This is a genomic window from Pseudomonas sp. 4CAES_32.4 (genome assembly GCF_058136335.1).
Genome location: NZ_CM176882.1, coordinates 3,147,564 through 3,172,164 on the forward strand (window position 1 = coordinate 3,147,564; position 24,601 = coordinate 3,172,164).

19 protein-coding genes are annotated in these 24,601 nt (G+C 54.4%); 13 read left to right on the plus strand and 6 right to left on the minus strand.

Annotated features, from left to right (window positions below; all coding sequences use genetic code 11):
• Positions 1 to 106: 106 nt before the first annotated feature.
• Positions 107 to 511 (minus strand): hypothetical protein, encoded by a 405-nt coding sequence (locus AC3Y64_RS13965; protein ID WP_489984122.1) that lies wholly within the window; start codon positions 509 to 511, stop codon positions 107 to 109.
• A gap of 555 nt (positions 512 to 1,066) precedes the next feature.
• Here AC3Y64_RS13965 and AC3Y64_RS13970 point away from each other — a divergent pair.
• Positions 1,067 to 1,414, plus strand: coding sequence for a hypothetical protein (locus tag AC3Y64_RS13970; protein WP_489984123.1), 348 nt, complete (start codon positions 1,067 to 1,069; stop codon positions 1,412 to 1,414).
• 366 nt (positions 1,415 to 1,780) lie between these two features.
• Here AC3Y64_RS13970 and AC3Y64_RS13975 read toward each other — a convergent pair whose 3' ends face one another.
• Entirely contained in the window at positions 1,781 to 2,449 is a 669-nt protein-coding gene (locus AC3Y64_RS13975) for an isochorismatase family protein (RefSeq protein WP_489984124.1), read from the minus strand.
• 247 nt (positions 2,450 to 2,696) lie between these two features.
• Between AC3Y64_RS13975 and AC3Y64_RS13980 the strand changes: the two genes are divergently transcribed.
• The gene (locus AC3Y64_RS13980; protein ID WP_489984125.1) at positions 2,697 to 6,617 is read left to right on the plus strand and encodes an autotransporter outer membrane beta-barrel domain-containing protein; all 3,921 of its coding nucleotides are present in this window, start codon (positions 2,697 to 2,699) and stop codon (positions 6,615 to 6,617) included.
• A 164-nt stretch (positions 6,618 to 6,781) separates the two neighbouring features.
• Here AC3Y64_RS13980 and AC3Y64_RS13985 read toward each other — a convergent pair whose 3' ends face one another.
• Positions 6,782 to 7,681, minus strand: a complete 900-nt coding sequence (locus AC3Y64_RS13985) for a LysR substrate-binding domain-containing protein (protein WP_489984126.1) — start codon at positions 7,679 to 7,681, stop codon at positions 6,782 to 6,784.
• Between the two features lie 84 nt (positions 7,682 to 7,765).
• On the opposite strand from AC3Y64_RS13985, the gene AC3Y64_RS13990 reads away from it, so the two are divergent.
• The 5 genes from AC3Y64_RS13990 (at position 7,766) to AC3Y64_RS14010 (ending at position 16,518) form a co-directional block, all read left to right on the plus strand.
• The gene (locus tag AC3Y64_RS13990; RefSeq protein WP_489984127.1) at positions 7,766 to 8,260 is read left to right on the plus strand and encodes a hypothetical protein; all 495 of its coding nucleotides are present in this window, start codon (positions 7,766 to 7,768) and stop codon (positions 8,258 to 8,260) included.
• A gap of 191 nt (positions 8,261 to 8,451) precedes the next feature.
• Positions 8,452 to 9,918: a DUF1254 domain-containing protein gene (locus tag AC3Y64_RS13995; RefSeq protein WP_489984128.1), complete on the plus strand. Its 1,467-nt coding sequence runs from the start codon at positions 8,452 to 8,454 to the stop codon at positions 9,916 to 9,918.
• Positions 9,919 to 9,938: 20 nt separating this feature from the next.
• On the plus strand, positions 9,939 to 11,429 hold the full coding sequence (locus AC3Y64_RS14000; protein WP_489984129.1) for a DUF1254 domain-containing protein: 1,491 nt from the start codon (positions 9,939 to 9,941) through the stop codon (positions 11,427 to 11,429).
• 329 nt (positions 11,430 to 11,758) lie between these two features.
• Positions 11,759 to 15,883: a CheR family methyltransferase gene (locus tag AC3Y64_RS14005; RefSeq protein WP_489984130.1), complete on the plus strand. Its 4,125-nt coding sequence runs from the start codon at positions 11,759 to 11,761 to the stop codon at positions 15,881 to 15,883.
• Positions 15,884 to 15,978: 95 nt separating this feature from the next.
• Positions 15,979 to 16,518 (plus strand): hypothetical protein, encoded by a 540-nt coding sequence (locus AC3Y64_RS14010; RefSeq protein ID WP_489984131.1) that lies wholly within the window; start codon positions 15,979 to 15,981, stop codon positions 16,516 to 16,518.
• 373 nt (positions 16,519 to 16,891) lie between these two features.
• On the opposite strand, the gene AC3Y64_RS14015 is transcribed toward AC3Y64_RS14010, so the two are convergent.
• Entirely contained in the window at positions 16,892 to 17,110 is a 219-nt protein-coding gene (locus AC3Y64_RS14015) for a hypothetical protein (RefSeq protein ID WP_400645106.1), read from the minus strand.
• Positions 17,111 to 18,863: 1,753 nt separating this feature from the next.
• Here AC3Y64_RS14015 and AC3Y64_RS14020 point away from each other — a divergent pair.
• The 4 genes from AC3Y64_RS14020 (at position 18,864) to AC3Y64_RS14035 (ending at position 22,044) form a co-directional block, all read left to right on the plus strand.
• Positions 18,864 to 19,268: a DUF3597 domain-containing protein gene (locus AC3Y64_RS14020; protein WP_489984132.1), complete on the plus strand. Its 405-nt coding sequence runs from the start codon at positions 18,864 to 18,866 to the stop codon at positions 19,266 to 19,268.
• A gap of 358 nt (positions 19,269 to 19,626) precedes the next feature.
• The gene (locus AC3Y64_RS14025; RefSeq protein ID WP_489984133.1) at positions 19,627 to 19,926 is read left to right on the plus strand and encodes a hypothetical protein; all 300 of its coding nucleotides are present in this window, start codon (positions 19,627 to 19,629) and stop codon (positions 19,924 to 19,926) included.
• 211 nt (positions 19,927 to 20,137) lie between these two features.
• Positions 20,138 to 20,503, plus strand: a complete 366-nt coding sequence (locus tag AC3Y64_RS14030; protein WP_489984134.1) for a histone-like nucleoid-structuring protein, MvaT/MvaU family — start codon at positions 20,138 to 20,140, stop codon at positions 20,501 to 20,503.
• A 227-nt stretch (positions 20,504 to 20,730) separates the two neighbouring features.
• Positions 20,731 to 22,044 carry an APC family permease gene (locus AC3Y64_RS14035; protein WP_489984135.1) on the plus strand — a complete coding sequence of 438 codons (1,314 nt, stop codon included), beginning with the start codon at positions 20,731 to 20,733 and terminating at the stop codon, positions 22,042 to 22,044.
• A 221-nt stretch (positions 22,045 to 22,265) separates the two neighbouring features.
• Here the strand turns inward: AC3Y64_RS14035 and AC3Y64_RS14040 are convergent, their stop codons facing one another.
• Together AC3Y64_RS14040 and AC3Y64_RS14045 are read right to left on the minus strand one after the other, a co-directional pair.
• On the minus strand, positions 22,266 to 22,940 hold the full coding sequence (locus tag AC3Y64_RS14040) for an HAD family hydrolase (RefSeq protein WP_489984136.1): 675 nt from the start codon (positions 22,938 to 22,940) through the stop codon (positions 22,266 to 22,268).
• Between the two features lie 86 nt (positions 22,941 to 23,026).
• Entirely contained in the window at positions 23,027 to 23,209 is a 183-nt protein-coding gene (locus AC3Y64_RS14045; protein ID WP_489984137.1) for a hypothetical protein, read from the minus strand.
• Positions 23,210 to 23,315: 106 nt separating this feature from the next.
• On the opposite strand from AC3Y64_RS14045, the gene AC3Y64_RS14050 reads away from it, so the two are divergent.
• Together AC3Y64_RS14050 and AC3Y64_RS14055 are read left to right on the plus strand one after the other, a co-directional pair.
• The gene (locus AC3Y64_RS14050) at positions 23,316 to 23,648 is read left to right on the plus strand and encodes a hypothetical protein (protein WP_489984138.1); all 333 of its coding nucleotides are present in this window, start codon (positions 23,316 to 23,318) and stop codon (positions 23,646 to 23,648) included.
• 536 nt (positions 23,649 to 24,184) lie between these two features.
• Entirely contained in the window at positions 24,185 to 24,562 is a 378-nt protein-coding gene (locus AC3Y64_RS14055) for a termination factor Rho (protein ID WP_489984139.1), read from the plus strand.
• The last annotated feature ends 39 nt before the right edge of the window (positions 24,563 to 24,601 follow it).

Consider the following 24,601-nt stretch of genomic DNA (forward strand, 5'->3'; position numbering starts at 1 on the left):
GATAACCCCAGGCACTTCTGGCTAGGGCTATTCACATCTCAGCCAAAGGACTTGTGCCAAGCTGGGGTTTAGTAAGCATTGCTGCAGTCGCGAACCAAGAGGCAGGTCATGAGAGGCGGTGAGCCGCTAGATGCTCCATGTCTCTTAGCCAGCCTCTCAGAAATCGACGCCAGTCATGGGCATAGCTACCTTCCGGAAAACGCTCAGCAAGTGCGGTGGCGGCTTCGAATCTTGTGCGCCAAACTTCCGGGATATGCTGATCTAGAACGATCACGAAACAGTGCCCATCGCTGCTTTTGTATGGCGTTTCCGGCACAGAGTCTCTCAACTCCTCAATCGTCATAAGCGAAGCATGCCCATGAGGATGTTCGAGGTCTTGTCGATCAATTTCATCGAGAATGCTTAGGTGAGGCTTTGCGCGATCATCACCCGGTCGCAAGTCTTCCAGCCCCCACAAAGCCGCCCGCCGTGCGCGCTCTCGCTGCCACAGACTTTTCAAATCGATCGCCATCAAGGTTCCTTAATACATCCACGTTCTGCGCAACGTCATCGGCAGGTGGGGTTACAACTGCAGCCAAAATCCTTCCTGGACGACCTGGGACGCTTCAACAGGGAACGTCATTGTACGCTGTTAGACGTGTTGATCCGATTTCACGCACTGCGCAATCTCCAAACAAATCGAGTGTGGAGGCCGTGCTGACTGCGTGAGGGGCGAGTCAAGAAAAATATATTTTCAGAAGGCCCCTTGAAAAATTTTTTGAGCGACGGATCTTTATATTTGAGGACAACAGAAAAGCAGCGATCTCCGCGCCCCATCGTCCACCGATCCTACTGTGGAAAACAGTGTTGTTTTTTGCTTTTGCACTGCTTCTGCTTCTGGCCTTTTCTTACGATTTATCCTGCTGACGCGGATGTGTGACTGCCCTATGGGCATAGCAAAATCGGCACTTAGCGGCGTAAGCCGCTGCTATCCAGTTTGATTGCAAAGAACGAGTCATTTTTTGAAAAAATACCCGTGCCGGGCAACTTCGTGCGAGTCAGTCCGCAGATCAACTGGAGAGAGCAGATGGAAGACGAGATTGAGTTTAAGGTTTGGCGCTCGGCGCAGCAGGCAGGTAGCAAGGTGTCGTTTGCGCGACTGCTTGAAGAGGCAGTCTCCTGTTTCAAGAGAAACCCGGGGCTTGATCCTATCGTGCGGCTTCACGCGTCAGGGATCGGCGCTGAGAGCGTCCGGGTACTACGTGAAGCTCTGAAACGGCATGATATCGATGCGGGCCCATCAGCGGCTTACGTCGAGCTTAGGTCTCTTCTGAGAATGCATTTACGCGATCATCTGCAATCGCACCTGATGAAGACCGGCTTTGCTTCTGACGCGATGAAAGCGGATCAGTTGGAACGGGATATGGGGCTGTAAGGTGGGCGCAGATCCCATCAGCAAAGCCTAAATCAGCTTCCGACAACGGGGATTCCGAAAATGTGGTAAATGGCAAAGAGCTGTTATTGGCTAAGTCTGATTGTCGGCAAAAAGGGCACTCAATCAATACATGGAGCGCTTAAAAATATCGCCGGTGCGGCTCATGGTTGGGTGAATTAGCGTAGGGACGAGCTGCCGGTAGCTGCGCGTAGAGGTTGCCTCAACTGGCTGTTCCCGGCCAGGAGCGGACGTTAGCGTTTTCACCAGTCTTGATGAGCCCTCACGCAGAAAGGCGCCGAAGCGCCCATCTGTCTAATCTTAAATGAAACCAAATAACGGCGGTAAAGGTTCAGATCTCGATTGCGGCTATTGATATTTATCCAGATGGGTCTCGGGGCCATCCTTCACTACCGCTTGAGCTTTCCCAAAACTCTCCATCAGGCACTTGTATTCCGGACACACGTGATCCGCAAGAATTTCCGCAAAGCGCGAACCCTCCGGACGATTCCATGTTTGCATCAGCTCGGCGACGATAGCGAAAGTATCGGTGGGAATCGCTCCAGCCTGGGTTACGCGGGCGATTGTTGTGTCGGTTGCTAACTTACTCCAGTTCCCTGAGGCATCAACCACGCAATAGGCCTTGTAACCTGCTTGTACGGCGCTCACGGCAGGAAAAGCCATGCATACGCTTGTGAGCGTGCCCGCGATGATCAGCGTCTTCCGGCCGGTCTTCTCGATCTCTTTCACAAATAAAGGGTTGTCCCAAGTATTGATCTGCCCAGTGCGAGGCACATACACCGCGTGGGGAGCATGTTGATGGATTTCTGGAATAAGTGGGCCATTAGGCCCGTCAGGTACGGAGGCGGTGGTGATAACAGGAATGTTCAGCAGTGTCGCCGTCTTTGCGATAGCTATTACATAGTTACGAAGGTCAGGAATTGGAACATCACGAACGGTGTTGAATAAACCGCTTTGATGATCGATTAGCAATATGACTGCATCGTTCGGGTCTAACATTCCATTGAGGGTCGACATGTTTTTACCTCGTAGGTCGTAGGTTTAACACCGATGGCCCCGAGAATTGCTCAGGGCGAGTCAATTCTAGACCATGTAACCACGTACGCCCCGTCGCTAAGCCAACTCTTCTGTGAGCGTCGCTATTTGCCCGAAAGCTACCGTTCACAGACGGCGGCTTTCGGCCACAAATGAGCATTCGCAAGAGCCGAAATATCTACTATGGTCTATTCGATACTCACGCAGTAGTTAGAATAAGGAGGCTTCGATGCAGGATATTCGCGATCCTTCCAGTGATGGATTTGTCCCGCATTTCTTGCGCAGCGCTTTGCTGTTGGCGCTGGCGAACACCTTGATTGTATCGGAGGCTCACGCTGCGTGCGGTTCGTTAGCTGCTGGCGCTTATAACGTATCGCAGACCTGCTTGCCGGCCGCCGGTGTCGACGCCGCAATCAGCACTCAGGCGGGCACGAGCATCACCACCACGGCGGGTTCCTCAGTGCTCGCTCGCGGCAACAACAGCAACTCGGCGCTGAACCTCAGCGGCACGACGGTCAACAGCACACCACCAACCGCCGCCAACGCGGTGTTTTCCAACGTAATAGGCACTACCGGGAACGCGGTGTTGAATGTCGATGGCGGCACCAGCACCGTCAACCTCGGCGGCAGCGGGCTCGATGCGCTGGCGATCACCAATGCCGGCAGCGGTGTGTCGACGGTGACGGTGACGTCCGGAACGACCCTTAACATTCTAAACACGGTGGTCGGCAACGAGCACGACGGCATCGACGTCAATGGCAGCGGCGGCGGGGCGATCAGCGTCAACCATCAGGGCAGCGGGCAAATCACCTTGTTGGGCGGTAATGGAGTCTGGACGAAGGCCACGGGCAGCGCGGACAACAACGTCAACGTCGGTGCCGGGGTGAGCATTCTGGTGAACAATGACGACGCGTTGTCGGCGGGGCCACCGATTCCCGATGACACCTTGCCGACCGCCGGGGTCGGCAACCATGCAGGCGTCCACACCCGAGCGATCAATGGCAACACCACGCTTGTGAATGCCGCGTCTATTCAGGCGATCGGCATGAACGCATTTGGCCTTTTTAGCGAGGGCGGTGCCGGCACCACCAGCCTGATCAACAACGGCACGATTAGCACTAACGGTCTCAACGGTTTCGGCATCCGGTCACTGGCCACGGTTGGCAGTATCGCGGTCGTCAATAACGGCGCGATCACCACCACCGGCGGGGGCGGTCACGGGATCTATGCCAACGACAATGTCGGTGGACTGGGTTCGATCAGCATCGAAAACAATGCGCCGATCATTGTCGGCAGCACCGCCAATACCGCGGGCTCCAGGGCGATCTACATCATCAAGCGCGGCACCGGTGACGTCTTGGTAACGGGCAGTGGTGATCTCACCGTGCTCGGCGCTCAGAGCACCAATCGCGCTTACGGCATCATCGTAAGCGCCGAACAGAATAATGTGCTGATCGATTATTCCGGCAACATCACCGCCAGTGGTTTTGGCGCGGGCGGCATTCGGGTGGACTCAACGGGGGGCAATGTCCGGGTCAACTATTCTGGCGATCGCATCGAAACCTTCAACAGCAATGCCAACGGCATTTACGCTTCCACGCAAGCGCCAACGGGCACGGTCGACATCAGTGCCAGCGGCACGATCATCACGCACTCCGACGCGGGGACGGGCGACGGCAGTGGCATTGGCTCCTTTGGTTTGCAGGCGCTGACGCTGGGCGGAAATGTCAGCGCGGTGTTCACCGGCACGCTGATTGACGTCAACGGGGCTGGCGCGGCGATTCTCGCCGGTAGCGCGTTCAACGGCGGCACGGGCGCGGGCACGGTGAATATCAGCAATAGCGGGCAACTGATCGCTCGCGGTGATCAGCAGCGTGGCATTCGCACCTTGTCCGGCGATGGTACGCAAACCATCGTCAACACCGGCTCGATTCAAACGCAGGGCGCCAGCAACAGTCAGGGGGTTCTGGCCGAAGGGTCGGGTGCGGCGAATGTTTCGGTCACGAATAGCGGAGCGATCACCTCTCGAGGGACGAATTCGTCGGGCATCGCCGCGTTGACCGAGGGCGGCGTTGCCAATGTCAGCAACAGCGCAACGATTCAGGGGGGCTGGGCCGACAGCAGCGGTATCGCCTTGGGTGGTGCGACGCAATCGCTCAACAACACCGGGGTCATTGGTGCGCTCAGCGATGTCGCTGTGCGTGGCGATGCGACCACGCCCGGCACGACATTTACCCTCGACAACATTGGGCAGATGACCGGCTCGGTGAACGCAGTGAGTGCGGCGAGCACGGTGGCCAACAGCGGCACCTGGACGCTGCGCAATTTTACCGATTCAACCGGCGGCGGCACGCGGGACACGTGGGGAGTGGCGGCCAGCAACCTCGGTACTTCGGGCGCCAACAGTATCGACAACAGCGGCGTGATCCGTCTGGCAGAGCAACCGGCAAACGGCATCGTTAATTTCAATAGCAGTGGTGCGTATCTGCCGTTTGGGCAGACGTTCAACACGCCGACTGCGGGCGGTGCGGTGCAGGGGCAGTTGCTTGGCGTTAATCGCTTCACCAACAGCGGCACCCTCGATCTACCGGGCGGCGGCAACACCGTCGGTAATGTGCTGCTAATCAGCGGCGCATCCACGCCGGGCACTAACGGTGGCGGGGTGTTCGTCTCCAATGGCGGCCGTTTGCTGCTCAACACTACGCTGAATGCGGGAGGTGCCGACAGTCGTTCTGACATGTTGGTGGTCGACTCGATCGCGACCGGTAGCGGCGGCGCCACGGGGCTTGCGGTGCGCAATGTCGGCGGGCAGGGCGCGGTGACGCAGGGCAACGGTATCGCCGTGGTCGAGGCGCTCAACAACAGCGCCGGGGCCGGTGATGCCAACGCGTTTCGCCTGGCGAGCCGCGTGGTCGCCGGGCCGTATGAGTATCGCCTGCAGCAGGGCGGCGATGATGGCAGTGCGCGCAACAGCTGGTTTCTGCGTTCCGATGCGCCCGTGCCGGATGGCCCGCCACAACCACCGACGCCACCGACGCCACCGACACCACCGACACCACCGACACCGCCAGACCCGGATCCAACGCCCGATCCTGACCCGACGCCAGACCCCGATCCAACGCCTGCTCCGGCGCCAGCCCCCGTGCCCAACTATCGCCCGGAAGTTTCTCTGTACGGTGCGGTACCCGCATTGGCGCTGGTTTACGGTCGGACGATGGTGGACACCCTGCACGAGCGCGTGGGCGAAGAACGCCTGAACGCCGGCGATCCACTGCCCAAGGAAGACGAATCGACGGCGACACCGTCCATGGGCTGGGGCCGAGTGATTTATCGCAGCGGCAAACAGGATGGCGATCGCAAAAATGCCTTGGGCAACACGCCGGAATACAACTACGACCTGACGGCGTTTCAGGTCGGCACCGACCTCTATCGCAAGGTCAGAACCGACGGCAGTCATGAGCAGGCCGGTATCTCGCTATCGGCGGGCAGCATCGACGCGGGCGTCAGCCACTACACCCGTCGGAACGCCGGCGAAGACACCTTGCGTGCTTATGGTTTGGGCGCCTACTGGACGCACTTCGGCCCGTCGGGCTGGTATCTGGATGGTGTGTTCCAGGTCAATCGCTTCGACGTTGAAGCCAAGCCTAGCAACCTGCCGAAACTGAAAACCCGGGGCTGGGGCTACACCGCGTCGCTGGAGAACGGCTATCCGTACGAGTTTGATAAAAACTGGTACGTCGAACCGCAATTGCAGGCGATCTACAGCTACGTCGACCTGGACAGCAGCGACGACGTCGGCGCAAAAATCCGCTTTCGCGATGTCGACTCCCTGATCGGCCGCGCCGGTGTACGCATCGCCAAGGATTGGGGCACCGAAGGCGTCGACAAAAGCGCGCGGCGCACTAATGCGTGGATTCGTCCAAGTGTGTGGCATGAATTCAAGGGCCAGCCGAAGACCGAGTTTTCCTCGGAGACGGGTTACATCCCGTTCGAGTCGGATATTCAGGGCACGTGGGGCGAGGTGAATGTCGGTGTGGATTATCAGGCGAACCGGCGAACGACGTTTACCGCTTCGGCAGGGTATCGCCAAGGGTTTGATGGCGACAGTCATGGGTATGACGCGATGCTCGGGTTTAAAATCAACTTTTAGGGGTTCTTTGAACAGCAGTAATGTCGGCTAAGGAGCGTTTTCTGTCTATGGTGACCGACAGAAAACGGCCAGAAGCAGCCGCTTGAGCTCGAATACTTTTCGACTTATTGCCGCACCTCATTGGAGCTAATGAGTCGTTCAGAAGGACGCCTCAATCCTTGGAATTAAATAGTGAAGTCATCTTTCAATAAGCGGCGAAGCCGCGACCGAACTTTCATTGGTGGCGTATGGGCTGGGCCAGGTTTCGATAGCAGGTAGAATTTAAGCGGACTTGGACAGCTCAATTCGTCCAATGGGATCAACTGCCCGTTGAACGCATCCAGAGAGTGAATTGCGGGATTCCAGAGTGCGATACCCAATCCAGCAATGGCGGCTTCGATGGCTTGAGCGTAGTCACCCATAACCCTATCGCTGAGCTTTGGGGTGAGACGTTTGCCGTGATGGCTCATCCATGCTCGCCATAAGGTTGTGTCGCCGGTGTGTAGCAATGGGGTTTCCTGCACGAGGGATACCGCTTGCGTGTGCATGGCGAGCAACTCTGGTTTCGCGACCGGACAAAGTGACTCGTCGAACAAGGATTCCTCCTCTCCGTCATTCCATTGTCCACGACCGTATCTGATGGCCAGATCGACTTCACCTGAGGTAAGGCTGGCATTCAGTGCAGATGTGACGAGCTCAATACGTAAATCTTGAATCGTACCTTCCAGTTCTGTCAGGCGCGGAATCAGCCAGAAACGAGCAAAGGATGACGTGGTAGCTAATTTCACGATGGGCAGGGTTTCGCTGACAGGCCGAGATTGGCGCGCTTGTTTTAGATGGTTAAAGGCATAAGCGACTTTGGCGAGCGCCATTTGTCCACTCGCGGTAACGGTGACGCCGCGTGCATGGCGATCAAACAAGGCGCATTGAAACCATTTTTCAGCCATTTCAACGCGTCGGCTTATAGTCGCGTGAGTAACGTCTAGTTCCGCTGCAGCAGCCGTAAAGGAGCCCGTTCTGGCGGCGGACAGGGCAGCCTGAAGCGCTTCGAATGGAGGGAAAATATCGTGAGAGCTGTACGTCATGCGTACAGCTTATGAATAAGCGGCGCTCTAGGTCAACAGCTTGACGGCTTTTATGCTGCGCTGCCGTACTCATGAGATATCACCATGCTGAATTTCAAAGCGCTTATTTTGCCGTTAGTGTTCATCGCTCAATCGGTGCTGTGGCCTGGCTATTATTGCAACGCCGCATCCAGCGTAGAAAAGCCGATCGTACGATGTTACGAAGGTAATGGAGGCGTCACCGTCGAACTAGCTGTGTCCGGGCCGCCTGAAAACGAATCGGCATTAATCAGGATTCAGGGAGCGGAACCAAGAGCGTGGGAAGTGGTGCATCGAGCAAGCGTTCAGCGCTCACCTGAATCGACCAAATTTATAGAACGTATCAACGGGGTCAATCGAACAGTTTTTGTAGTAAGAATGCATCAGGGGTTTCTTCCTATTCCAGACCAAGAGCCTTACGCATTAGGCGAGAGCGCCCGCTTGGAGCGACAGAGTAGTATCGGTGCCGAACTTCAGAGGTTTGAAGCTGAGGCATTTGCAGCTCACCACGCAGGAACGGAAACCGCGCAGTCCGAACGGGTGACCAAAACCCGTCCATAACCGAATTACTGCTTCTGGCCGGTAACGGTCGCTTGCAGACGTCCGCTACCGGCCTGATTGTTGCCGGTCGGGACAGTCTGAAAACGGCCAGTTACGGTCATTGAATAGGGCGGTGATTACATAGCGAACCTGAGCTATCTTGTTACGCAACCCACCTCTATCAGGTGAGCACCTTCAAGTAAGGACGCTTCATGAACCGTTTGCCCGGTCGCCATGCCCTCTTCGCACTGACTTTTGTCAGTACTGTCGTAGCTACTTCCGTGCTAGCAGCCCAGACTCCTGCGAGCCCAACAATCAGCATTCCCGGCCCAGTCGCCAACACGACAGTCACCGAGCCCTACGTGCGGATGATGGCCCGTGAGGCGTATTTCTGGGGTTGGCCGATGGCCAATATTTTCAACCGTCGCCAAGCGTTCAAGGATCTCCCTGAACCTGGCTTGATGGGCGGAATTGTTCCGGTCGCGCCTATCAATCGGCTGTCGATGCTTAGCGATTACATTGATCCGGCCGAACGCCTGGTGGCGTGTCCGAATCAGGACGTGGTCTACGGCGCGGGCAGCATCGCGCTGGATCTGGAACCGGTGGTGTTGCAGGTGCCGGATTTCGGCAGCCGTTTCTGGGTGTACCAAGTGGTGGATTTGCGTTCTGACAGCTTTGCTGAGCTCGGCAAAATGTATGACACTAAGCCCGGTTTCTATCTGTTGGTCGGCCCTGACTGGAAGGGCGAAGTCCCGGCCGGGATCACCAAGGTCTTCCGCTCGCGCACCAACACCGGATTCGTGATTCCCCGGGTGTTCCAGGACGATAGCGCTGTCGATCGCGCGGCCATTCAGCCATCGTTGTCGGGCGTCGACATGTACCCGCTGTCGCAATTCGACGGCAAGGTCAAACATCGCGACTGGGCGAAGCTGCCGAAATTCCCGGCGCAGGCCGCCGGCAGTGGCGAAACCAAATGGGTGATGCCGGAGAAGTTCTTCGACGAACTGCCCGCGCTGCTCAAGGACGCCAAACCGTTGCCGGGCGAAGAAGCTCGCTACGCACAAATGGCCGCACTGGCCGCCATTGCCAAGGCCGATCCTCAGCTCAAAGCCGCGATGATCGATGAAGCGAAAAAAGCCGACAGCGAAGTGATCGACCCGCTGTTGCAGTTCCGTAATTACGGCCTGCAACTGCCGGATCACTGGAGCACCATCAGCAACGGCGCCGCGTTCGGCACCGACTATTTCAGCCGTACCGCCGTCGCGCGCTCGAATATCTTCGTCAACCAGCAGAAAGAAACCAAGTACTTCTATCAGGATCTGGACAAGACCGGCACGCGCCTCAACGGGCAAAACGGCTACGCCGTGACCTTCGCCAAAGGGCAACTGCCACCGGTCAAAGGCTTCTGGTCGCTGACCCTGTACAACGAACAGCACTTCTTCTCGCCGAACGACCTCAAGCGCTATTCCATCGGCACCAAAAACAAATCCCTGCAAGCCAATGCTGACGGCTCGCTAACGATTTACGTGCAGAGCGACTCGCCGGGCAAGGACAAGGAAACCAATTGGCTGCCGACGCCTGAAGGTGCGGATTTCTCGCTCTACATTCGCGCGTACTGGCCTGAGCCGGCTGCGCTGAACGGCCAATGGGTGCCGCCCGCTGTTGTCAAAGCCAATTGAACGAGACAAGGACGTTTACGATGAACACGTTTGCAAAATCACTGACAGCGCTGAGCCTGGCCGTATCGATCAGCGCCAGCGCCCACGCCGCCAGCCATTACCAGCAATTGGCCGACCTGCCGTTCGCTGGCGGTTACCCGACGCTCGAAGGCGTGGCGCAACTGCAAAACGAATTGCTCTTCCAGCGCGCCGTGCAGTCGTACATCTGGGCTCTCCCGGCGTTGAACATGTACGCCATGAAAGAGGGCTCGGAGAAAGCTTTCGGCGCCGGTTACAACGTGCTGCCGATCTGGAAGGATCGCCTCAACGCCAAGACCCGCGTGACCACGCCCAACTCCGACGTGATCTACGCCATGGGCTATCTGGATCTCAAGCAGGACGGCCCGATGGTGATCGAAGTGCCGCCGGGTTTGCAGGGCATTCTGGATGACTTCTTCCAGCGGCCGATTTGCTCCGAGGGCCAGATTGAAGGCCGCCAGTGGTGTGGCGATGTCGGTCTGCCGGGGCCGGACAAAGGGCAGGGCGCCAAATATCTGGTGTTGCCGCCGGATTTCAAGGGCGAGGTACCGCCGGGCTATCTGACGTATCGCTCGCGAACGTACGGCGTGTTCGTGTTCTGGCGTGGCTTCTTCAAAGATCCGAAACAGCTCGATGCGCCGGTCGCGGTCATGGAGAAAACCCGCATCTATCCGTTGGGTAAACAGGCCGCGGCCAAAGCGATGGTGTTTCCCAACGCCTCGAACACCCCGGTCAACATGTTGTACCCCACCGATGGCAGCGCTTTCGACATGCTGTCGCGGTTTATCGAACACGAATACGTCGACCCGCAGGACATGGAAATGCGTGGCATGCTCGCCGCACTGGGCATCATCAAGGGCAAGCCGTTCCAGCCCAACAAGGCCAGCCGTGACCTGCTCGACAAAGCGGCGAAAACCGCCAGCAAGATCGGCCATGCGATCTCTTACACGCCGCAGACGATTGTCGCCAACGGCACGTGGTACCCGGATCGCAAATGGCTGAATGTATTCCCCGGCAACGCGACGTTTACCGCCGACACGTTCAACTACATCGACCCGCGCACCGGCTTCTTCACCAACGCCTATTCAGCCAGCCCGGGCATGGCCGTGAACATGGAAAACGTCGGCGCCAAGTACCCGGCCACGTTCGTCGATGCCAAGGGTGAATTCCTCTCCGGCAGCAACAGCTACACGTTGAACCTGCCCAAAGGTATTCCTGCAGCGTTGTTCTGGTCGGTCACCGCGTACGACTCGATCACCGCGTCCGGCCTGGACAACGGCCAGCCGTTTCCATCGATCAATACCATGGACAAACCGGTCGCCAATGCCGATGGTTCGATCGATGTGCATTTCGGCCCGGACTCACCCGGCGCCGGTAAAAACTGGATCAAAACCCTCCCGGGCGAAGGCTATTTCGTGATTCTGCGCCTGTACGGCCCGACCAAGGCGTTCTTTGCCAAGGCCTGGAAGCCCGGAGATTTGATCAAGCAATGATTTTGAGATGTTCTTAAAGGGTATGGGTACATCACAGTGCACTCATACCCTCAATATTTTAACCGACTGCTATTGTCGATAGCTGTCGGCGCGGAACGGCAGCTATCGGCCAAAAGCGGACATTTAGAAACATCCTTAGCCATCCATCAGATCTTCACATCCCAATATCTGCCTTGGCCGAAAGTCGACCTCATGCGCTATCCTTAGAGCTATCTCCTTTCGACGTGTTCACGTGCTGCACATTGTTGGATCGCAATGGACAATCGTAGCTGAAAGGCTAGTTCCGAAGGTGACCTTCTAAACCGCGCGACCACGACAGGACTTACGTGATGAACACTGAAAATGAAGCGGGCCCAGATCGTCCTCAACGGCAGGATATTCAGCCGAGTCACTTGAATTTTCCGGTAGTAGGTATCGGAGCTTCCGCAGGCGGGTTACAAGCCGTTCAGCAATTCTTCGAGCACATGCCAACCGACAGCGGAATGGCGTTTGTGGTGGTTTTGCATCTATCTCCGGATCATCAAAGCAGTGCAGGGAAGTTGATTGCTAACCGAACCAAAATCCCGGTCACGCAGTTGGCTACTGCAATGCCCATTGAACGCAACCATGTTTATGTGATTTCTCCCGCACAGCGCCTGTCGATGAATGACGGCTACCTTCGTAGCTTGGCCCCAGAGCCAAGAAACGGTCGGCATGTAACCATCGATCTTTTCTTTCGTGATCTCGCCGACGCTCATAAAGAACACGCCTTCTGCGTGGTTTTATCAGGTACTGGATCTGATGGAGCCGTTGGCTTGTCACGTATCAAGGAGCAAGGCGGTGTCACCCTAGCGCAGCATCCCGAGGATGCTCAGTTTGACGGAATGCCGCAGGCAGCGATCAATACTCATAAAGTCGATTTCGTACTACCGGTTGTTGAAATGCCGCAAAAAATTCTGGATGTATGGCACAACGCCCAACGTATCCAACTTCCAAACGCCGCCAACCTCCAGCCCAACCCTGGGCAAAAGCTCGATGAACGGGCTGTCGAACAGGCCGAGCAAGCACTGCTTGATATTCTCGCCAAACTGCGCGCGTCCACTGGCCACGATTTCAGACACTACAAGCGCGCCACAGTCTTACGTCGTATTGAGCGACGCATGCAGGTAACGACGCAACCCGATTTGCCCACCTATTACCGCTACATCTGTGAACATGTTGATGAGACCAAGGCCCTGCTCGATGACATGCTCATCGGCGTGACCAATTTCTTTCGCGACCGTGAGTCTTTTGAATCATTGGAGCGCGAGGTCATTCCCCAGTTATTCGCTCGTCAAAACGACACCGATAGTGCCCATGAGATCCGAGTCTGGTCGGCTGGTGCATCTACAGGGGAAGAAGCCTATTCACTCGCCATTGTTCTGAATGACTACAAAGCTGAAACGTCGTCAGATATCAAGATCCAGGTGTTCGCCAGCGACATCGACGACCGTGCCATAAGTACCGGTCGTACAGGACTGTATTCTGAGGCAATCATCACTGACGTCTCACCCGCACGCTTGCGGCAATACTTCGTCAAAGAAGATGCGAACTATCGCGTCCGCAAGGATATTCGTGAGCGAGTGCTGTTCGCCAAACACAGCCTGCTGGCAGATCCGCCTTTCTCTCAGATCGACCTGATTGTCTGCCGCAATCTGCTTATTTATCTCGACCGCGATATTCAGCGCGAAATTCTACAGATGTTTCATTTTGCGCTGCGAGCAGGTGGCTACCTCTTTCTCGGCACCTCTGAATCAGCGGATGCTTGCCCTGAACTTTTCACCACCGTCGACAAAAAGAATCGCATTTTTCGTGCTCGCGGCGGCCCCAATACAAATCGACTGCCTGCCATGCCCCGTGGCGGTTACGCGCGTACCATTTCATCGTCTCTGCCTAGCGATATGCGACCGGTAAAAAAGCCGTCCACCGTCGAACTTTATCAGCGGGCTGCAGAACGCTTTTCTCCACCTAGCATCATCGTTAACAGCGAAGCCGACGTGCTCTACATCAGTCAGGGCGCGGGCCGGTATCTGCAGCATATGACCGGCGAGGTCAGCAATAATCTCCTATCACTGGTGAGCGGAGATCTGCGCCTAGAACTACGCACTACCATCTACCAAGCCCAACAATCCGGACAGTCCGCTCGGGCCCGCCCGATCAATCATAAACGTGACGGACAGTATTACCAGGTGCAGATCGAGGTACACCCGTTCACTGATGCTGAAACAGAGCTGAGCTGTCTGTACATCTCGTTCACAGAGGAAGAAATAGACGCACAAAACGTCAGTTCCAACGCATCCGTACAGTCTGAAAATCAGATGCTTTCCAACCTCGATAGGGAGTTGCAACGTACCAAGCTGCAACTTCAGGACGTTATTGAGCAGTCGGAGGTCTCGAGCGAAGAGTTGAAGGCCTCCAACGAGGAAATGCAGGCAATCAATGAAGAGCTTCGTTCAGCGTCTGAAGAGCTCGAAACCAGCAAGGAAGAGTTGCAGTCGATCAACGAAGAGCTCCTCACTGTAAACCACGAATTGAAGATCAAGGTTGAAGAAACAGACCAGGTCAACGACTACCTGAGCAACCTGATCAGTTCCACCGACATTGCCACTGTTTTCGTTGATCGAGAGCTGCGAATCAAATGGTTCACCCCTCGAGCAACGGATATTTTTAGCATGCTGGCGGTAGACGCCGGTCGGCCCTTGCTGGATATCACTCATCGCCTCAAATACGACGGAATGGCCGAGGATGCCATGTCAGTATTCGAGACTCTCAAGGGCATCGAACGCGAAGTCGCGAGTTCCGATGACCGCTGGTACATCGTGCGAATCTTGCCCTATCGTTCCAACGTGGATCAGATAGGCGGTATCGTTCTGAGCTTTATTGATATCACCTCACGTCGCGAGGCTGAGCAAGAGCTTCGTTTGAGCGAAGAACGAATGCGCCTGGTCACAGAAAGCACCCATGACTACGCGATCATCGTGCTTAATGAAGAGGGCTTCATCACTGACTGGAACGACGGGGCGAGGAACACTTTTGGCTTCAGCCGTGACGAGGCGGAAGGTCAGCATTTTCGCTTCATCTTTTCCGCCGAGGATCAGCGCGCAGGAGTTCCAGAAATGGAGCTTGAAACGGCGCGCACCAAAGGTCGTAGTGACGATGAGCGCTGGCACGCACGCAAGGATGGTACCAAGTTTTATTGCAGCGGCGAGGTCACGGCATTGGCGAGCAAAGGCTTCCAAGGCTTTGTCAAAATAGCGCGCGATCTGACTGACCATATCAAGTTGCACGAAGAGCAGCAGCGGAACCTTACGGCATCGCAAAATTTCAGCCAGCAAAAAGATCAGTTCTTTGCGGTCATGTCACATGAACTCAAACATCCGTTGAACCTCATTCAACTAAACGCCCAATTGGCACGTCGGCTTCCTGTTTCAAAGAAAGACCCGACGCTACAAAAAGCGATCACCACCATCACTGATGCGGTAGCCAGCCAAGCGCGCATCATCGATGACCTGATGGACGTCGCGCGGGTACGCAATGGCAAGCTGCAGTTGCAATGCAATCCGCTGGATCTCGTGGTGGTACTCAATGAAATTCAACAAGTCGTGCTGAAAGCAGAACCCGGATGCAAGATTCACTTCAGAACACCTGAACAAAGTCTATTCATCGATGCAGATCAGACCCGTATTGAACAGATCATTTGGAACCTGATCAGTAACGCCATTAAGTTCACCCCCGCTGAAGGGACAGTGCAAGTTGTTACGACGAAGCTGGAGCAGTCGGTACGTATCGATGTGATTGATACCGGCCCGGGTATCGAGAAGGATCAACTGGAACGAATCTTCGAAATGTTCGGACAGGCCGACCATCGCCCTTCTGGCCAGCATCGAGGTGGCTTGGGAATTGGCTTGGCATTGGTCGAACAACTGGTTGAAAGCCACCATGGCAGCATCCAGGCGTATTCCGAGGGCGCGGGCAAAGGTTCACGTTTTACCGTAGAGCTGCCACTCACCGAAGCGCCAAATCAGCATGCCAGTAACGATCCTGATAACGACCAAGGTCATTTGGCTGGGATTCGCATACTCCTCGTCGATGATTCGCCCGAGGTACTGGAAACACTTCAGTTGCTGCTCGAGTTGGAGGATGCGCACGTTCTGGCATTCGATCATCCTTCCAAAGTTCTGGCAGTAGCGCAGACGCAACGCTTCGATATCATTATCTCGGACATCGGACTGCCGTACATGGATGGTCATGAGCTACTCGTTGCGCTACGTAAACTGCCGGATTACACATCACTTCCAGCAATCGCGCTGACAGGTTACGGCGCAGCCGAAGGTGTGGGTTACCAAGGGGAAGGCCGTTTTGATGCTTCTGTTGGTAAACCAGTAGCCATGGATGAGTTGACGACAATAATTCGCGAATTGGTTGAAGGTCGTTGAAGGAGAAGTATCGGCAGCCATAATTGCCGACTAATGGCCTGGAAAATCCAGAGCGTGTATGCCTTACTCTAAAGCCAACTCGCGGAGGACGGTGTATGCGTCGTAGAGGCCCACAGTTCTGGCATTGGGTGAATAAACAATTTCCTACACTGATCCATGAAGAAATGCTCAAGGATGGGCGGCACGTGGAAGTACAAGCACGTCTTACGCACAACAAAGAAGTGCAAGTATTTGTCGGTATCTATCATGCAAATGGCGCCCCGATGCATGAGGAATTCCACGAACGAGAATGTCTCGAACAGCTAATCAGCGCACTGAGTTGGGGGCTTCAGCGTGCGCGTACAATCCTGGTTGAGAGCGAACCCTTCTGCGCTCCCCATCGTTCGCAGTTCACGCTGAGCCCAGTGATCACCGACGACGCAGTCCTTGCACTCAGGCGTCGGGAGATGACGGAACATGAACTGCGTAAACTAAATACGATGGATGCGAATGCGGAATACGCTTCTGCCGAGTTGGCAATGTTGACTCTGATGCGTTCTACCTCCTGCGACGCCGACGTTTGGGATGCGTATCGCGTCCGTTTACAGCAGGCTATCGACCGCAGAGTTAGCCTGCTGCGCACTCACTTGCTTTAGGCGTTGCAATAGTTGAGGTTCCCGTAAATACAGAAGGCACTGCCGGGCAATGAGCGAGCGAGGGAAAAGTTCTGAGCGACTGCAAATGGCCGTAAGCAGTCGGTCTATATCCCGCCAACTAAATTGCGGTCAGTTTATGCCTGTCTGCTGTCGAGCCACCGCCCAGAGCTGATCAACCTTTATCGTATCGCTTTTGCTTATCAAATCCCTCCGTCTCGCCCAACTAGGTGCCGCCTACACGCTTGATAATCGGAGAAATTCCTTTCCCTAGCGACCCTTGACTCCATCAAACACGATGCCTTCGTCTCCCTGCGCCGCACCTGCGCGCCTTGAGGTTTTTTCTTCATAAGGTGAAGAGTGCCCGTTCACACTGTTACCTATCCAGCGCGTGATCCATTTCCTGGCATAACTGGTCGAACATTTCGTGGCTGATCATGCGTTCGATCAGTAGGGCAGTGAAGTAACCTGTCATGGTCATCGAAGCGACGTAGTCGTTGTTAAGTGCATCGATGCGCCGCACCGTCCTAACCATCTGTCCCCGTGCTCGTTCGATTACTTCGGGGCGGTCGCTCACTATTTCCGTCATTGGCATATCGGAGCTCCTTTCGGTTATCGACGTTCTTCTTGCCCCACCGCAACACCGAATTCGGGCGTAAGATGCCGCTGTATATCGTTTGCCTATTACTGGCAGAGCTCAGCCAGCCTAGGGCTTAAGCTCCCGCACAACGAAACCTTCGTTGCATCGCCCATCACATGGAACGTATCCATCACAGTTTTAAGCGAATTCGCCTATTGCAGACACGATGAGGTCGTAAGCAGCACTTACAACTAAAGCGTCAAGCGTCATTTCAGTTTTTTTCACGTGGCAGTACTGCGCTACTTTAGCGTTTCCCACGACTAGAAAATGCTGTGGTTAAATTCCTCTATGTTCTTTTACCATTCATTGGAGAAGGGCAAACCTACGAAGACTGATTAAGCTTGGACGTTTTACCCTGGGTGCACTGCTCGATCGCTTTTCCGGATCCGGCCGGAAGTTACGATTAACCATGGCGGCTCACCTTTGAATCATGTGTGCGTAGTTGGCTTTGCTGTCCCGCTGGCCGTCATTATCACTATGTCTCTATGCGTGTGGAGCACGGTCGGACATGGAGTACGCCTAGGTGCGCAGAAAACGGATAAGACATTTCACACGAATGGATGGATGTGCGACACCGAACTGCACCTTTTCGTCGATGACCGGAACTAAAACGTTCAGCCTTCGTAGAGCATACCGTTGGAAGTTAAGGGAAGTTTGAACATAGTGATTCCATCGGATAGAGAAAGCCTGCTGTTGGTTCAATGTCGTATCGGTTTCTGCACGCCTCCCAGCACAGCGCCCATTAACTGTACGGCGTCTCCTGCGTCCTGCATTGCTCTCAAAGCTGTCGCCCTAGCTGAAGCGTAACTCAAATCACCCAACTGATCGGATTTCTCCAAAAAGGCTAATGCGACTTCCAGCCGCGAAAGCAGGCTGGCTAACTCACGCGTAGCGTCATTGACTGAATGAGTACTCATTTCTCAACCTTGTTGGTTTGGGGGAAAGGAAATGCGATCGCACGTAACATTTTGGCTGGAACTCAGGGAGCTATCTGTCTCTGGAAGGTCTGATAGTCCCTATCTGTACATACATTGACCATAGCTTGCAAAGGCAGATTTCCTCTGCACGCACTACATTCGGATCAATCAGATAGTAAGACGATAGGATAGACGGGCTGTCCATTTCTGCCTGGCGATTTCATTCATTCAATGCCTTGGATTGGCAGTGGAATGCGTTGATCGGCGATACGAACCAGCACAGGAGGTGCGATTGCGACAGGTACGTAAAGCATCATCGGCGGTAACGAAAAATTTCCAGTTGGCCGTAGGCATTTCTAGCGCTCAACCTTTTGATGGACAGCCCGCCTTGTAGGAAATGACAAGATGCCGGCAGTGTGAACATCTTCTTGCGCAAAAATGTAAGAGGTGTATCTCGGGTCTCAGCGATGGAAGGAGTGAAGGTGAAGCAGGGAGCTGGAAGGCGTATGCCGCCGACTTTGAGGCCTCCCATTGCTGTCCGGCAGGGCACAGGATCGCAGCTTTTTCTAAAGACTGATTAAAATTACTGATTGAACATTACGGTGGAGAAAGTCAGAAAGCTTGCCCCGGGCAGCGGCCTAGGCGGCCTGTGCTACGCCCATTGCTGCCCCTGTGTAGCTGCAGTTAGCAACCACGAAGAGAGTCGGATAAAACTTTAGTGTAATCGGGAGGGTCATCCATAGGCAGCCACCTCATCAGAGTGTTGGTCATCAATTACGTGGAGAATTCAAATGAGCTTGTTCAGCACGATATTGGAAAAACTCGGAATAGGTAAGCACGCTTCTTCGTCAGCCCAAGCAGCTCCCGCAGCGCCAACCAGTGGCACCACCGGCGAGATAACACAGAACCCGCCTTCAACGCCGACCGCTGCGATCAGTGAAGTGGATGTGGCCTCTAAGCTGGAGGCCTTGGCAAGCCAGCAAACCGAGCAGCTCAATTGGCGTACTTCGATTGTTGATTTACTCAAATTATTGAGTATCGATAGTAGCCTTGCCGCCCGCAAGGAACTCGCTGCAGAACTGCATTACACAGGTTCAACAGACGATTCGGCAACCATGAACACCTGGCTGCATTCCGCAGTTATGAAAAAACTGGCGGAAAATGGTGGGAAGGTTCCGGCAGATCTGCTGGATTAAATACGCCTTATTCATTCATAACGTGCATCGGACGCCTACCGTGTTCCTAGGTTGCCATCTAGGAACGACGGTACGCACGAATTACCGCACAACGTTTGAATCTATCTCGTCACGCCATCGCGTCATATAAACATTCGGAGGCTTGTGGATGAGAGGTCGTTGGCGCATGGCGATCTGCTTGCAGGGAGAAAATGTTGCCCGCTTAAACAGAAGGACACCATCGCCCTAAGCGATGACAGTCAGTACGGCATTTTTGCCGAACGGTGATCGTGAAAGGCGGGGTTGAACTGCCGAGACCTGGAACGACCCTTGTGCCCGCAAGTCTATCTGTATCTACTCATTGGTAAGGTACGGCGCTATGGATAAGACAATCACAGTCGATCAACTGGCTACCACCGACCTTCGATCAATCAACGAAATATGGCTCGGCGGAACGCATACCCAGCTTTGCCTATGGCGAGGTGAACAAGTCTTCACCCACGAGATGATGAGCGAGGGTACCCACGATCAGAATGTCCGACGCCTGTGCTTGCAGTTGGTTAACCTTGACGATCAAGCCGCAGTCGCCAGCGTTGAGATGATCGTGCGCGAACAGCTAAAAAGGTTGGGCAAGGAAGGCGAGTTTTATCCGGCTGAGCAGGCGGACACTCATCAATAGGAATTGGAGCGTCGGTCAGCCACAGAAATCAATTCAAGACCTATTGTCGCTTGGAAGCAGATCTTCAAATGAGGATCCTGGAGCGCTTAGGATTACTCACTCTGTTCAGTAGGAAAAATGGGGCAGACCACGATATATGGATATTGAGTTGCACTGGGCCGGGGGGATTAAAAACTTAGTCTTCAGGTATTAACCACATCGAGAATTTTTTATGTCAAAACTTGCCGAATTCCGCCAACTCGAAAAACACCTTGCAGAACAGCTCCAGGCGCTTGAGGCCTTGAAAGGTGATGCAGGTCTTAAGAAAGAAATTGAATTCGAAACGAAACTGCGCGATTTGCTCGCAAAATACGGCTACAGCCTGAACCACGTGATCAACCTGCTTGATCCGCAGGCAAGTCGTCGCGCTCCAGCCGCCGATTCCAAAACCCGTAGTCGCAAACCTCGTCAGTTGAAGATTTATAAAAATCCTCACACTGGTGAAGTCGTTGAAACTAAAGGTGGCAATCACAAAACATTAAAGGACTGGAAAGCTGAGCATGGCTCCGACACGGTCGAGTCTTGGTTAAAAAAGTGATTGGATTTGAATACAAAAGGGCCTAAAGAGGCCCTTTTTTTTATCGATTTTTTCTATGTGTCGCAGATTCCGTTGCTTAAATCCACTTGTAGGGGCTGCGCCTTCTGCCCGTCACGCTGATAAGTTGTGTGAACTTTCGTCATGCGCGAATTTCCATTGCTTGAGATTAATGCACCTAGCGATCAGCCGGGAATTGGCTGTTGCAATCCCAAGCCAGGAAGTTGAACGTGAAGACCTTGACCCCCAAGACCTCGCTGCGTCGCGCCGTTACCGGCCCGATGCTTTTTCTATTCATTCTCGGTGATGTTCTCGGAGCGGGCGTTTATGCACTTGCCGGGACAATTGCGGGGGAGCTAGGTGGAGCAATATGGGTGCCTCTGCTCATCGCTCTGTTTTTCGCGATGCTTACTGCAGGTTCCTACGCAGAGTTGGTGACAAAATATCCTCACGCGGGCGCCGCTTCGGTTTTCGCAGAGAAGGCGTTCCGGTCTCCGCTCATTTCTTTTCTCGTTGGCTTTTGCATGCTATCTGCAGCTGTCACGAGCGCGGCGGGTTTATCCCTGGCGTTTGCGGGTGATTACCTGGCGGCGTTCATCCAAGTACCCCCTCACATTGCGGCGCTGCTGTTCCTTGTCGTTATCGCGCTCCTGAATGCCAGGGGGATTAAAGAGTCCTTGGGAGCCAATCTGGTGATGACAGTTATTGAGCTCACAGGTCTTCTTTTGGTCGTTGTTGCCGCTGCTTGGTATTTCCGTACTGGTGAAGCGGATTTGGGTCGCAGTCTGGAGTTCAAACCGGGGATCAGCCCGATGTTAGCCGTTTTGGGCGCGGCATTAATCGCCTTCTATTCTTTTGTGGGATTCGAAACATCCGCCAATCTTGCGGAAGAAATCCGAGACGTTCGAAAAGTTTACCCGCGCGCATTATTTGCCGCATTGCTAACCGCCGGAGTCCTCTACATGGCTGTCGGCATCGCGGCATCTTCGGTACTGCCCATGGAAAAACTTGTGGCAACGTCGGCTCCTCTTCTGGAAGTGGTTCGGGCGTCAGGTTTAAACATTCCGCCTCGTGTCTTCGCCTTCATCGCACTGATCGCGGTAGCCAACGGCGCACTGTTAACCATGATAATGGCGAGTCGCTTGACCTATGGCATGGCCTGCGTTGGACTTTTGCCACACGCCTTGAGCAAGATGCTGCCTCGGCGACGTACCCCCTGGTTGGCGGTCATCGCTACCACCCTTGTAGCAATCGCACTCACGCTGACGGGAACGCTAGCTACATTGGCCGAAACCGTAGTCCTGCTCCTGCTGTTTGTGTTTCTCAGCACTAATTTGTCCGTGTTAATCCTGCGCCGTGACGAGGTTGCGGAAAATCACTTTCGGGTGCCGACGTGGGTTCCGGTACTTGCTATCGTCTCGTGCCTGGTACTGCTCAGTCAGCAAAGTCTGGAAACATGGATGCGGGGAGGGGGGGTTGATCCTGATAGGCATGCTGCTTTTTGTGTGTTCAAGAGTGGCACTGCCGGCGCGAGTGGAGCCTAGCTGATCCTGTAAGCGCGTCGCCTGTCTATCACAGCGTAAAACGGGTCGAAGTCATAGGAGTGCGGGGTGGGCGCAGTTGTATCGGGTGCGTCCAATGCCTCGAATCGTCGATTCTGAGGAACACTGGATCACCACCCTATCAATCGTCTGGCATGACTGCATGCGTGAACGTCGCCGCGAGCAGGGAGCACACCGACTCAATCCGCGTGCTTACAGATTGCTCAGGGACGAGAAGCAACCTCGTCCAGGTGCCGCAGCAGTGCCAGAGGATCCTCGTAGACGCGGAGTGCACCAGCACGTTCAAGCTCTCCTGTGTCGTAGCCACCTGAAAGCAGCCCTATACCGGTGGCCTTACAGCGGCGTGCGGCAAGCATGTCCCAGATGGCGTCGCCGATCACCAAGCATTCTTCGATGGGTGCATTGAGCTTGCTTGCAGCGGCAAGGAAAAGGTCTGGATCGGGTTTGCCATTTTTGACGTCATCACGGGTAATAAGATTGACATCCGCGCTATCCAAGCCTAATGCGTTCAGATTTATTGCTGCAGTGTCCATCCCACCGCTGGTAGCAATGCACCACTTGATCTGATCGCGATTTAAAGTATCTAGAAGCTCGACAGCGCCAGGCAGAGCGCTTATCTGGCCCTGTAGATCCTTGTAGGCTTTGTCATGTTTATCGCTCAGCCTTTTGGCCTGGTCTGGTTTGATCTCCAGGCCTGTCTCACGGGCTAACATCTTAAGCAGCAGCCCACCGCTCATACCTATCTTTCTGTGAATTCGCCACATGGCCAACGGTATGTCCTCTGAATCGAGCGCGGTTTTCCACGCGAAGACATTCTGGTAAACGCTGTCAGTCAATGTGCCATCTAGATCAAATATGAATGAGGTTTGCTGGCGCATGCATGTCACCTCCATGAGCAGTGTTCAAGTAGTAGATATCGCGTATTCGAAATATTGGTTTCATCGAATACCAAGCGATACCTGCTTCAATTCTTAAGTCTTTCCAAATCGGCTGGGCCGGGTTCTACACGTTGTTCGTCGCCAAGGAACTCATCTTCCCTAACGACCCGTTCGTCGTCTGTTAAACCTGTTTCTGCCACGTCTGGGACGACAGCAGAATCCTCCAGTTTTTTGCTTTTTTTTGATGAAGCTGAGCTTTTTTCAGCCATGAGAGTTCTCCTCGCTTCTCGAAATTAGAAGCGCTCAAGTTTTCGAAAGCATAGGTTTTGAGTCGTTCCGTCTTTCGCAAATCTCGAAACGCTGGAGCCGCAGAGCATGAATGACACTGCTTTTCCTTCGCCTAACTTCCGCCTTCTGGCGAGGGTTTTCGGCGCTAACAGATTTTGTTTTAGGTACAAAAATGGCCCTCAAAGGTCTTTTTTTATTAGCCGGCAGCGTTTATTGGAAAAACTTCGTAAAGCGCGTCCTCGTCCCTGGCTGCGAGTATTAGTCGCACGCCTGCACGCAAAAGCCTCAGCGGTAGCTCTGCCTACACCACTCAATACCCCAGCAATGACAACAAGCTTTCCGCTCAACGGCCCGGTGTGTAACTTCTTTGGCTCATTTGAAGCTACGAAGAGTTTCAGCGAAGCCGGTGAATCCATTTAAGCAGCGGCAGGCTGTAGAGTTCCCCAGATACCAAGGTCAAGATGAGGTCGTAGATCGTGCCGGCGAAACAGCCTGGAAATAGGGGCTTCCTGTCGAGTCCAGGTCGTCTCAGACGATTTTTTGGCCTTCGAACCAGCCGACCGCGCTCAATCGCTCAGGGCCGAGAATAATACTTTCCGTCGAGAAAAAATCTAGTAATGGGATGCGTGTCGCCTATTTGCTCTACCGAGGAGCGCTCTCCCATCTTCATGCTTGCAGTTGGGTTGATCACAAAGGCTTCCTCCTCTGGATGGTTTGCCGTAAAGGGCGGTTTCGTTCCGTCGAGTTGCTGAGCGGAAAACGGTGTTAATTGTCCGTATCCAAGACGGCCTATGCCCCGTCGTTTCATAAATGAAAGCTCTCCGGCCCGGCGCAGTAGTGATGTGATGCGCCCGCATACTCCAAGAAATTTGGGTGAACTTTCTTTAATAAAATCGCTTCCTTATTAAAATAGGGTCGAAGGCAGACTCTCGCTTACTTACACAGAGGTACTCGCCATGGCACGTGGAAGCAAAGACAAGTACACCGACGAGCAAAAGCGAAAAGCCGAGCACATTGAAGAGAGCTACGAGCGCAAGGGTACGCCGAAAGACGAAGCGGAGGCGCGCGCTTGGGCAACCGTAAACAAACAGTCAGGAGGGGGTGAAAAGGCTGGCGGTTCGGTTAGAAAAACGTCGCACTCTAAGAAGGAACAGGCCAAATCTGACTCGGGCAAGAGAGCGGCGCAAACACGCAGCGGCCATGGGCATGACTCTAAAACTTCACTTGAAACGCAGAGCAAGGAAAGCCTGATGAGTGAGGCCCGTAGTCGGGATATTTCTGGCCGTTCGAAGATGACTAAAGCTGAGTTGATCGAAGCGCTCAAAAAGAAGTGACTGCAAACCAACTGGCTCTGGAGCAGAGTAATGCATACA

Bases quoted from the DNA above. Each gene is read 5' to 3' on its own strand.
- AC3Y64_RS13965 (WP_489984122.1), bottom strand. From the start codon at position 511: ATGGCGATCGATTTGAAAAGTCTGTGGCAGCGAGAGCGCGCACGGCGG.
- AC3Y64_RS13970 (WP_489984123.1), top strand. From the start codon at position 1,067: ATGGAAGACGAGATTGAGTTTAAGGTTTGGCGCTCGGCGCAGCAGGCA.
- AC3Y64_RS13975 (WP_489984124.1), bottom strand. From the start codon at position 2,449: ATGTCGACCCTCAATGGAATGTTAGACCCGAACGATGCAGTCATATTG.
- AC3Y64_RS13980 (WP_489984125.1), top strand. From the start codon at position 2,697: ATGCAGGATATTCGCGATCCTTCCAGTGATGGATTTGTCCCGCATTTC.
- AC3Y64_RS13985 (WP_489984126.1), bottom strand. From the start codon at position 7,681: ATGACGTACAGCTCTCACGATATTTTCCCTCCATTCGAAGCGCTTCAG.
- AC3Y64_RS13990 (WP_489984127.1), top strand. From the start codon at position 7,766: ATGCTGAATTTCAAAGCGCTTATTTTGCCGTTAGTGTTCATCGCTCAA.
- AC3Y64_RS13995 (WP_489984128.1), top strand. From the start codon at position 8,452: ATGAACCGTTTGCCCGGTCGCCATGCCCTCTTCGCACTGACTTTTGTC.
- AC3Y64_RS14000 (WP_489984129.1), top strand. From the start codon at position 9,939: ATGAACACGTTTGCAAAATCACTGACAGCGCTGAGCCTGGCCGTATCG.
- AC3Y64_RS14005 (WP_489984130.1), top strand. From the start codon at position 11,759: ATGAACACTGAAAATGAAGCGGGCCCAGATCGTCCTCAACGGCAGGAT.
- AC3Y64_RS14010 (WP_489984131.1), top strand. From the start codon at position 15,979: ATGCGTCGTAGAGGCCCACAGTTCTGGCATTGGGTGAATAAACAATTT.
- AC3Y64_RS14015 (WP_400645106.1), bottom strand. From the start codon at position 17,110: ATGCCAATGACGGAAATAGTGAGCGACCGCCCCGAAGTAATCGAACGA.
- AC3Y64_RS14020 (WP_489984132.1), top strand. From the start codon at position 18,864: ATGAGCTTGTTCAGCACGATATTGGAAAAACTCGGAATAGGTAAGCAC.
- AC3Y64_RS14025 (WP_489984133.1), top strand. From the start codon at position 19,627: ATGGATAAGACAATCACAGTCGATCAACTGGCTACCACCGACCTTCGA.
- AC3Y64_RS14030 (WP_489984134.1), top strand. From the start codon at position 20,138: ATGTCAAAACTTGCCGAATTCCGCCAACTCGAAAAACACCTTGCAGAA.
- AC3Y64_RS14040 (WP_489984136.1), bottom strand. From the start codon at position 22,940: ATGCGCCAGCAAACCTCATTCATATTTGATCTAGATGGCACATTGACT.
- AC3Y64_RS14045 (WP_489984137.1), bottom strand. From the start codon at position 23,209: ATGGCTGAAAAAAGCTCAGCTTCATCAAAAAAAAGCAAAAAACTGGAG.
- AC3Y64_RS14050 (WP_489984138.1), top strand. From the start codon at position 23,316: ATGAATGACACTGCTTTTCCTTCGCCTAACTTCCGCCTTCTGGCGAGG.
- AC3Y64_RS14055 (WP_489984139.1), top strand. From the start codon at position 24,185: ATGGCACGTGGAAGCAAAGACAAGTACACCGACGAGCAAAAGCGAAAA.